This is a genomic window from Stenotrophomonas sp. 05L414_2, assembly GCF_056397905.1.
Window position 1 is genome coordinate 1 of the sequence record NZ_JBFTOJ010000329.1, and the last position, 1,111, is coordinate 1,111.

Here is a 1,111-nt window from a genome sequence, read left to right on the forward strand (position 1 = left end):
GTGTTAGTATGCATATTCAACTAGAGATTGAGACAGAATTTAAAATTAATAGTCTTTCAGATTTAGCAAATTTTAAACAAGTAATGGAGCATTTAAACATGAAGATTAATAAAAGTAAATTAGCGAGGGATATGGGCGTAGATCGACGAACAATCGATAAATATTTAAATGGTTTTATACCAAAAACAAAGCGGAATAAGCCATCTAAAATTGATGAGTTCTACCCGATTATTGCCAGCCTCTTATCAGAAGATTCTAAGCAGGTATTTTATTATCGACGTAATCTTTGGCAGTATTTAAAAGACAACCATGGTTTAGAGTGTGGACAATCTACATTTCGTACCTATATTGCCAACACGCCAGAATTTAAGGCTTACTTTGAGAAAGATGAACGCTTATCTTCTTTGCATAGCGGTATTCGTTATGAAACACGTATGGGAAAACAAGCACAGCTAGATTGGAAAGAAAGTATTCTTTATGAAACAAGTGATGGTGAACAGGTGGAGATTAATGTAGCTGTGTTAGTGCTGAGCCACTCTCGTATGCGATTCTTTTATATGAGTATTTCCAAATCGCAAGCAGTTTTATTTTCTTTCTTAACCGACACGTTTGAAAAAATGGGTGGTGTACCAGAAGAACTCATCACTGACAATATGAAAACCGTGATGGATGAAGCACGAACAGAACATTTTGCGGGGAAAGTGAATGCGAAGTTTGCGCACTTCGCGAAGGATTTTGGATTTAAGGTGAAGCCTTGTGTAGCAGGTCGTCCACGAACAAAAGGAAAGGTTGAGACAACGATGAAGTTTTTGGATGAGATTCATGCCTATCAAGGGAAGTTTAACATGACAGAATTACATACATATATTCAACAGCTATGTAATCGAATTAACCATGAAGTTCATCAAGGGACCAATAAAATCCCTATTTTAGAATGGCAAAAAGAAAAGAATCAATTACTCCAGCTACCAACTGAACGAGTAAGAGATTCCTACAAGATTGATTTTACACTGGTAAAAGTCAATGCATCGAGCATGATTTCCTACAAGTCCCATCAATACTCCGTACCACCGGGGTATCAAGGTAAAAAAGTAGGGCTACAAGTGTATGA

At 36.8% G+C, this 1,111-nt stretch carries 1 protein-coding gene; it reads left to right on the top strand.

All coding sequences use genetic code 11. The features are described from left to right. Positions 1 to 8: 8 nt before the first annotated feature. Positions 9 to 1,111: IS21 family transposase (istA, locus tag AC1DJN_RS22055; protein ID WP_478040303.1), on the top strand; the 1,103-nt coding region annotated here is incomplete at its 3' end.